The organism is Limnoglobus sp. (assembly GCF_059499385.1).
Genome location: NZ_JCABYM010000047.1, coordinates 62,130 through 69,939 on the forward strand (window position 1 = coordinate 62,130; position 7,810 = coordinate 69,939).

The following is a 7,810-nucleotide window of genomic DNA, read 5'->3' on the forward strand; positions in this document are numbered from 1 at the left end:
CTTCATCTGCGCTCTTGTCGGCATCATCTGCGGGCCATTCTTCACGTCTTCCCGCTTCCGCCCAGGAGGTAGCCCAGGATCGCGTGGGCCGAGTCGTCGAGCGGTTCGAGGCGGCGCACCGCAAGTTGTTCGCGGACGACGAGCCGGCCGAAGTCCTGGAAGAACGCCTTCGGCGACGCCGCCCGGACGGTCAGCGACTCGTCGCCGGTCACGTCCACGCCGGTCACGTCGGGGAACGACAGCAGCAGCTTCGCCACGTCCTTCGGCCGCGGCACGTCGATGCGGACGGACAGCGGGAAGTCCTCCAACAGTTCGCGAATCTTCTGGAGCGTGCCGACCGCCGCGACGCGGCCGCGGGCCATGATCGCGACGTGGTTCGTCAGCTTCTCCAACTCTTCGAGTTCGTGGCTGGAGACGAGCAGCGCCTTCCCCTGGGCGGCGAGTTCGCGGAACAGGTCGAGCAGCTCCTGCCGGCCGACCGGGTCGATGCCGGACAGCGGCTCGTCGAGGACGAGCAAGGCCGGGTCGGTCAGCAAAGCCTGCGCGAGTTTGACCCGCTGCCGCATCCCCTTCGAGTAGCCGCGGAGCTTGCGGTCGGCGCGGTCGGCCATGCCGACGCGGTCCAGCGTCTGCTCGGTCAGCGTCTTCGCGTCGCGTGCGGGGAACCCGGACAGGTCGGCCATCGTGCGGACGAACTCGCGGCCGGTCATGTCCTCGTAGAACGCATCGACATCCGGGCAGTACCCGACGAGCCGCCTCGCCCGCCAGTCCCAGGCGTCCACGCCGAGGACCGTGACGCGGCCGAGGGTCGGCCGGACCTGCCCGGTGGCGAGCTTCATGAGCGTGGACTTGCCCGCCCCGTTCGCCCCGACGAGGCCGGTGATGCCGCCGCGCAGCTCCAGCGTGACCTGGTTCAGCCCGAGGACGGGGCCGTACCACTTGGAAACTTGCTCGAAGAGGAGCAGGGGTATGGGGTGTGGGGTATGGGGTATGGCAGAAGAAGCCCCGGCGGCCGTCGCGAGCGGATTTCGGTTTCCCATACCCTACACCCTATACCCCATCCCCTAATTGATGATCTCCACCGCCTGAATCCGCTTCCGCAGGTATAGCGAACACAGAACGATCACGACCCCGCACGTGGCGGCCGCCTCCCAGAACTCCGGCTGCGCCCCGCGGACGCTCTCGTGCGACGCCCCGAGGCACCAGAGGCCGACGAGGTACAGGTCGTTCCACAGGTCGAGCAGCTTCCACCGCACGTCCAGCCGCGCGCCGTCCACGAGCATCGCGGCGAGCAGCCGCGTCAGCACGAACAGCCCGGTCCAGACCATGATGAGCGGCACGGTGCGGCGGACCCACACGGCCGTGGCGATCAGCAGCAAGCCGAGCGTCACCGTCAACGCGAGGCCGTAGCCGACGATGCCGGCCAGTTCGCGGACGTGATCGAGGTAGTACGACTGCCAGTCGTACAAGAGGCCGGCCTGGAGGTAGAGCAGGAACGCGGGCACGGTGGTGACGAGGTTCAGGAACAACCCGATGGCGAGGAACTTGCCGAGCAGGTAGTGGCGGCGGCCGATCGGCTTCGCGAGGTAGAACGGCAGGCTGCCGTGGGCGAAGTCGTTGCCGACGAGAACCGCCCCGGCCAGCGCCAGGACGATCATCACCACGTACCCCTGGAACCAGACGAAGTTGCCGAACGTGTGCGCGGACCCGTTCAGGTTCAGCCGGTCGAGAAACTTCGTCAGCTCGCCGACCTTCACCGGGATGCCGCCGAACTGGATTGTCTGTTGGGATGTTTGCTGCTGAATCCAGACGACGAGGTACTGGCCGTAGAAGAAGAAGAAGAACACCATGAGGGCCAGCGCGTACAGGCCCCAGAAGATCTTGCGGCGGGCGAGCAGGACCAGCGACGTGCGGGCCATCGCCCACGACGCGCTCGTCGGCCCGCGGAACGTGCCCCGCCAGGGGCGGTAGTGCAACAGCGTGTCGGTGACGGTCGACATGCGCTCAATCTATCGCGCCCGCCGCATCGCGTACGGGGCTTGAATCGGGTGCTGCACCTGCCGCCACTGGCCGCCGACGATGGCATCGTAGGCCGTGCGCATTTGCAGGGCGGCGTCGGCGGCGTGCACGCCGCCGACGCCCGTGCCCAAGCCGGGCACGGCCACGCTGAGAATCGGCCGGGTCGCGGTGGCGTTGAACTGCGTTACGGCCACTAGGACCGCTCGCATTGCGAGGTAAGCGTTGATCGACCCGGCGATACTTCCGGGAATCCGCATCGTCGGGGCCGCGATCAGGAACGGGAACCGGCTCGACGGCAATTCCAACACGATCGCCACCCCGACCGGGAGTTCGCCGAGGAACCGTTCGCTGATCGCCGCGACGAGACGACTCTGCGCCTCGCCGCGGTGAAAGTCGTCGATGGCCTTGTCGATACCGCCGCTCATGTCGCCAAAGCTGTTCGCCGGACTGACGATGGCGTCGGCCGTCAGGTCGAGTAGGTTGCCGTGAACCACCTCCACCGCCGGCACGTCGTGGAAGACTCGGGCCATCGCTTCCGCGACGCCCTGCGACAGGTCACCGAGGCTGACTCGCACGGCCGACGCTGGCACGGTACCGAACGGCTTGAGCGTCGTCATCTGCCACCGCCGGAGTTTGGCCCGGATGGTGTTTAACATTTGCAGGTCTACACTTTCTTCGCGTTCGGCCAGTGCTCGATCATCGCCTGCTTCATGTCGCGGACGGCCTGCGTCATGCCGACCATCACCGCCCGGCTGACGATGCTAAACCCGATGTTCAGCTCCTCCACGCCGGGGATGCGGACGACCGGCTGCACGTTCTGGTAGTTCAGCCCGTGGCCCATGTGGACGTGCAGCCCGGCCCGCGTCGCGTGGGCGGCGGCCGTCGTCAGCTTCGCCAGCTCCTCCGCCACCTTCGGCCCCTTCGCGTCGGCATACGTCCCCGTGTGGAACTCGATCGCGTCCGCCCCGACCGCCTTCGCCAGGTCCACCTGCTCGATGTCCGCGCCGATGAACAAGGACACGACCATGCCGCCGGCCTTCAACTGTTCGACCGCCTTGCGGACGCAGTCGATGTTCGCGCGAACGTCCAGGCCGCCCTCGGTCGTCAGCTCCTGCCGCTTTTCGGGAACCAGCGTCACCTCGTCTGGCTTCGCCTTCAGCGCCAGCGCGATGATCTCGTCCGAGCAGGCCATCTCCAAATTCAGCCGCGTCGTGACGGTGTCGCGGAGCGTAAACAGGTCGCGGTCCTGGATGTGCCGGCGGTCCTCGCGGAGGTGGATGGTGATGCCGTCCGCCCCGCCGAGGGCGGCGAGGACGGCGGCCGCCACCGGGTCCGGCTCCGCCCCCCGCCGGGCCTGCCGGACGGTCGCGACGTGGTCGATGTTGACGCCCAGACGAATCATTTTGAAGCTCGGATCGCGGATCGCGGAACTCGGAACGAAAGACAATCGGCCGCGGCGACGGTTCGGATTTCATTCCGAGTTCCGCGATCCGCGTTCCGAGTTAACCATACCGGGCCAAGTACTCCAACACCTGCCGGTAGCGGGCCACCTCGCGGACCAACACTTTATACAGCGCCAGCGCCAGCACCACGCACATCAGCCGCTCGCCGATCTGCGGGACCACGGGTAAGGCGCAGGTGTAGTTGAACAGGAAGTAGTTCAGCACGAACAGGACCAGGATCGCGGGGACGCCGAACTGCGCGACGCGGCTGAGCCGGTAGCGGGGGTCGAAGTACATCCGCGCGACGGTCGTGACCTCGGCGACGACGCCGGACACGAACCACCGCCAGAGGCTCTGGCCGGTCGGCACGCCGACCTCCGGCGGGACGGTCGTGGCGGCGTACATCTTCTCCGGCGGCACCAGGCCGGCCGGCGCGTAGCCGTTCGCCGCCCGGTGCTCGGCCGCCTTCGCGGTCAGCACGCTGAGGACGCGCTCGGCCAGCTGGTCCTCGTTGACGGCCGGGGCGAGGGCGCGGGTCTGCATCCCGACGAGCGACTCTTCCAGCCGCTTGAGCCGGTCGTCGAGGGTGGTCGGCGGCTGCGGTTCGAGGACGATTTCCGCGTCCGGCGGGGGGGGTTGCTGTTCGGACATTGCTGCCGTGCCTCGGTGGTCGGGCGGACGGGTGGCGATCCTGCCCCTCACCGGGTCATTCGTTCGTCGGAGGGCTTTCTTCAGTCTAGCGACTGCGGCCGCCGGCGACGGCAGGTTCCCCTCGACGGGCCGGCGGGTTCGCGTTAGAGTCCCGCGACCACGGAGGGTTCGTCATGCGGAAAGTTCTGATCGGCGCGTTCGCCGTCGCCGCCGTCGGCGGGGCGTACTACCTCGGCGCGACCTCGAACGCCCCCCCGCCGGCCCCGGCCGTCGAACAAACGGCCGCGGCCTTTTCCCCGGTGGTGGACAACCTCATCGTCCCGACGGGGCTGACGATCCCGGAGAAGCTGCCGGAGTTGAAGATCGACGAGCCGGCGCGGGTGCTCGTCGGCGAGGTGAAGGTCCCGACGGACCTGTTACGGGTCGAGCCGCCGCCGGCGCAGCCGGACATCGTCGTGCCGAAGCTGAAGTAAGCGGGCATCGGGTCTGTCGGGTTTCGGGTATCGGGTTTCGCAGAGAAGAACCCGTCCCGACAATCCGATCTGCGAAACCCGATACCCGACAGACCCGACACCCGAACTATGGCCCGCAAGTTCGCCCTGCTCCTGGTGCTGGTCGTCGCCGTCGTCCTCGGCGTGGCGGTCGGCGTCGCTTACGCGCAGGCCGCCCCCGCGCCGCCGGCCGCGGCCCCGCCGCCGAAGGTCCGCGACTGGTACGACTACGCCGACGTGTTCCTCCGCGTCGCCACGCTCGTCGTGCTGTCCGGCGGGCTGGTCGGCACGCTGGCCGTCCTCACGTCGCTGCGGGCCGGGGCGTACAGCCAAATCTACGGCCGATTCCAGGGCGTGCTGCTGAAGCTGGTCGAGCACCCGCACCTGTTCGAGCGGATGAAGCGGGAGGAGTACACGGCCGCCGAGGACGACCCGACCGACCCGCACGGGCCGACGAACCCGCACCGGTTCCTGGCGAACTGCGTCGTGAACCTGTACGAGGAGGCGTTCCTGCTCTACGAGTCCCGCGTGCTGTCCGTGATCGACACCGTCCCGGAGGACTACTGGAAGTCGATGCTCGGGTCGATGCGGGCGGCGTTCCGGCTGAAGTACGTCCGCACGCACTGGCAGCTGCGGCAGGCGTCGTTCTCCCCGAAGTTCAACCAGTTCGTCCGGGACGAGGTGCTGGACGCCGAGGGCCGCGACCCGGCGGCCGGCCGGTAGAATGCACATCGCCGTTGCACCCCGACCTCCCGGCCCCGCGTATGTCCCACCTCCGCACGCTCTCGTGGTCCACCTGGCTCGGCTGGCAGGTCGAGAGCAACTGGGCCAACCCGTGGCTGTTCCTGCTCTACCTCGTCGTGAAGCCGGTCACCGGGTCGCTCATGCTCGTGTGCATGTACTTCGCCGCGGACATGGCCGCCGACGCGGCGTTCGGCCGCGGCGTGCCGCCGGAGTTCCTGCCGTACGTGTTCGTCTCGAACGCCTGCTACGCGCTCGTCGGGGCGGTCATGTTCGGCATGTCGTCGGTCGTCATCGCCGACCGCGAGAGCTACCGGATGCTGAAGTACATCTTCGTCAGCCCGGCCGAGTTCCAGACGTACTTCCTCGGCCGCGGGTTCGCCAAGGCGATGGAGGGCGTCGGCGGCGCGGTCATCACCCTCCTCGCGGGCATGGCCCTGCCCGGCATCCGCAACTCGCTCACGTTCGCGAACCTCGACCTCGGCTGGCTGCTCGCGTACCTCGTCGTCGGCTTCTTCATGCTGTGGGCGGCCGGGATGATCCTGGCGTCCGCGATGTTGAACATGAGCCGCAGCAGCATGTTCCTGAGCGAGGGCATCGCCGGCGTGATCTACTTCCTCAGCGGCGTCGTGTTCCCGCTCGCGATCCTGCCCTCGTGGTTGCAGCCGGTGAGCGTCTGCCTGCCGACGACGTACTGGCTGGAGGGGATGCGGCGGGCGATCCTCGGCCCGCCGCCGAGCGGCTCGCCGCTGAGCGCGTCGCCGATCTCCGGCTTCTCAAACCTCGACCTGCTCCTCGCGATGCTGGTCAGCACGCTCGTGCTGGTGACGGCGGCCCAGTTCTTCTACCGCTGGAGCGTCCGCAAGGCGTGGCGGAACGGGAAGATCGAGGAAACCAGCGGGATGTAAAGAATGGCCCGCAGATGACGCGGACTTCGACGCGGATGAAGAGGATAAAGCCAAAACTGGTTTTCGGATTTATCCGGTTTTCATCTGCGCTCTTATCAGCGTCATCTGCGGGCCATTCCTGGCCATATCGTAAGATGCCCCGACCATGAACGAGACCGTCCTCATCGTCGATGACGAAGACACCGTCCGCCGGACGTTCGAGGAGTGGCTGCTCTCGGCCGGGTGGTCCGTCCGCGTGTTCGCCGTCGCGGACGCGGAGGCGGCCCTGACGGCCGCGAACGAGCACCCGATCGACCTCGCGATCCTCGACTGGAACCTCGGGTCCGGCAGCGACGGCCTGCGGCTGCTCGAAGACCTCGTCGTGTTCACCCCGGACATCGTCGCGATTCTGGTGACGGGCTTCGCGCACCAGGCGACGCCGCTCGACGCCCTCCGCATGGGCGTGCGGGACTACCTCGACAAGAACCAGGACCTGAACCGCGACACGTTCCTGGCGGCCGTGCGGAAGCAGCTCGACCGCATCGTCCCGGCGAAGCGGCAGCGGGAATTGAACACGAGCCTCGGGGCGTTCCGCGAGTCGGTCGAGAAGGTGCTGCCGCTGGTCCGGGCGAGCGCCGCGCTCAACGACCCGGTCCCGCTGCCGGACGCGGTACGGTCCTTGTTCCGGTTCCTGACGCGGGGGACCGGCGCGACGGACGGCGTGCTGCTCGTCCGGCACGTCGCCCCGGACGGGACGGAGGCGATGAGCGTCTACGACGTGGGCGGGAACAAGCTGCCGCCGCCGACCGTGCCGTTCTCCCGGTCGCTGGCCGCGAGCGTCGTCAGCATGCAAGAGCCGGTCGTGATGAACGACTTCGCGGCCGCCGCCGCCGGATCGGTCGAGCTGATGCCGTTCGAGCAGAACCGCCGGTCAATCCTCGCGGCGCAGCTGCGGGTCGGCCCCGGCGTGCAGGTCGTGTTGGAGATGTTCGACAAGCCGGTATTCACGGACGACGACCGGAAGATCACCGCCGTCGCCGCCGAGTTGGGCGCGGAACTGTTGCGGCAGGGGCTAGCCGAGCGGCAGACGCACCGGCTGTTGTTCGACGCGGTGGAGAGCGCGCTCGCCGCGAGCCGGGACGTGTCGAGCATGCTGGCGCGGCCGGAGGCGTCGCCGCCGGAGGCGGTGATGGAGCGGCTGAAGACCGGGCTGGACGCGTCGGCGAACGCGGTCATCGACTCGGCGACCAGCCTCGACTTGATGGAGGCGGTGCGGGCGCTGGCCGTCCGCCACGGCCCGGACGCGGTCCGCCACTGCACGAAGCTGGTGACGAGTTTGAAGCACCTGCTGGACGGGCTGGGCGGGTGAACCATGGGGCAAACGAAATACGTCACCGATCTTTTCTTGTTCCCTCCCCCCTTGGGGGGGAGGGTTAGGGAGGGGGGTGAGCTGCCCACCCCCAGCAAGGATCGCGTCCGCGGCGGGAAGCTCGGGGGGGGGGGGCGGCCCCCCCCCCCCCCCCCCCCCGGCGCGGGCGGCGGCCCGGCCGGGGCGGGGCGGGGGGGGGGGGGGGGGCCG

Annotated in this window: 9 protein-coding genes; 4 read left to right on the plus strand and 5 right to left on the minus strand. The window is 68.5% G+C overall.

Annotated features, from left to right (window positions below):
• Positions 1 to 41: 41 nt before the first annotated feature.
• The 5 genes from AC5JJ2_RS08930 to AC5JJ2_RS08950 all read right to left on the minus strand — a co-directional run bounded on the left by AC5JJ2_RS08930 (position 42) and on the right by AC5JJ2_RS08950 (position 4,112).
• Positions 42 to 1,040 (minus strand): ABC transporter ATP-binding protein, encoded by a 999-nt coding sequence (locus tag AC5JJ2_RS08930; RefSeq protein ID WP_495857630.1) that lies wholly within the window; start codon positions 1,038 to 1,040, stop codon positions 42 to 44.
• 24 nt (positions 1,041 to 1,064) lie between these two features.
• Entirely contained in the window at positions 1,065 to 2,000 is a 936-nt protein-coding gene (locus tag AC5JJ2_RS08935; protein WP_495857631.1) for an ABC transporter permease subunit, read from the minus strand.
• Positions 2,001 to 2,009: 9 nt separating this feature from the next.
• Positions 2,010 to 2,675 (minus strand): macro domain-containing protein, encoded by a 666-nt coding sequence (locus AC5JJ2_RS08940; protein ID WP_495857632.1) that lies wholly within the window; start codon positions 2,673 to 2,675, stop codon positions 2,010 to 2,012.
• Between the two features lie 8 nt (positions 2,676 to 2,683).
• Entirely contained in the window at positions 2,684 to 3,421 is a 738-nt protein-coding gene (locus AC5JJ2_RS08945) for a pyridoxine 5'-phosphate synthase (protein WP_495857633.1), read from the minus strand.
• Positions 3,422 to 3,521: 100 nt separating this feature from the next.
• A complete protein-coding gene (locus AC5JJ2_RS08950; RefSeq protein ID WP_495857634.1) occupies positions 3,522 to 4,112 on the minus strand; it encodes a hypothetical protein in 591 nt (196 codons plus the stop codon).
• Between the two features lie 173 nt (positions 4,113 to 4,285).
• On the opposite strand from AC5JJ2_RS08950, the gene AC5JJ2_RS08955 reads away from it, so the two are divergent.
• The 4 genes from AC5JJ2_RS08955 to AC5JJ2_RS08970 all read left to right on the plus strand — a co-directional run bounded on the left by AC5JJ2_RS08955 (position 4,286) and on the right by AC5JJ2_RS08970 (position 7,600).
• Positions 4,286 to 4,585: a hypothetical protein gene (locus AC5JJ2_RS08955; protein WP_495857635.1), complete on the plus strand. Its 300-nt coding sequence runs from the start codon at positions 4,286 to 4,288 to the stop codon at positions 4,583 to 4,585.
• A gap of 108 nt (positions 4,586 to 4,693) precedes the next feature.
• A complete protein-coding gene (locus AC5JJ2_RS08960; RefSeq protein WP_495857636.1) occupies positions 4,694 to 5,326 on the plus strand; it encodes a hypothetical protein in 633 nt (210 codons plus the stop codon).
• A gap of 41 nt (positions 5,327 to 5,367) precedes the next feature.
• On the plus strand, positions 5,368 to 6,252 hold the full coding sequence (locus AC5JJ2_RS08965; RefSeq protein ID WP_495857637.1) for an ABC transporter permease: 885 nt from the start codon (positions 5,368 to 5,370) through the stop codon (positions 6,250 to 6,252).
• Between the two features lie 145 nt (positions 6,253 to 6,397).
• A complete protein-coding gene (locus AC5JJ2_RS08970; protein ID WP_495857638.1) occupies positions 6,398 to 7,600 on the plus strand; it encodes a response regulator in 1,203 nt (400 codons plus the stop codon).
• Positions 7,601 to 7,810: the final 210 nt, after the last annotated feature.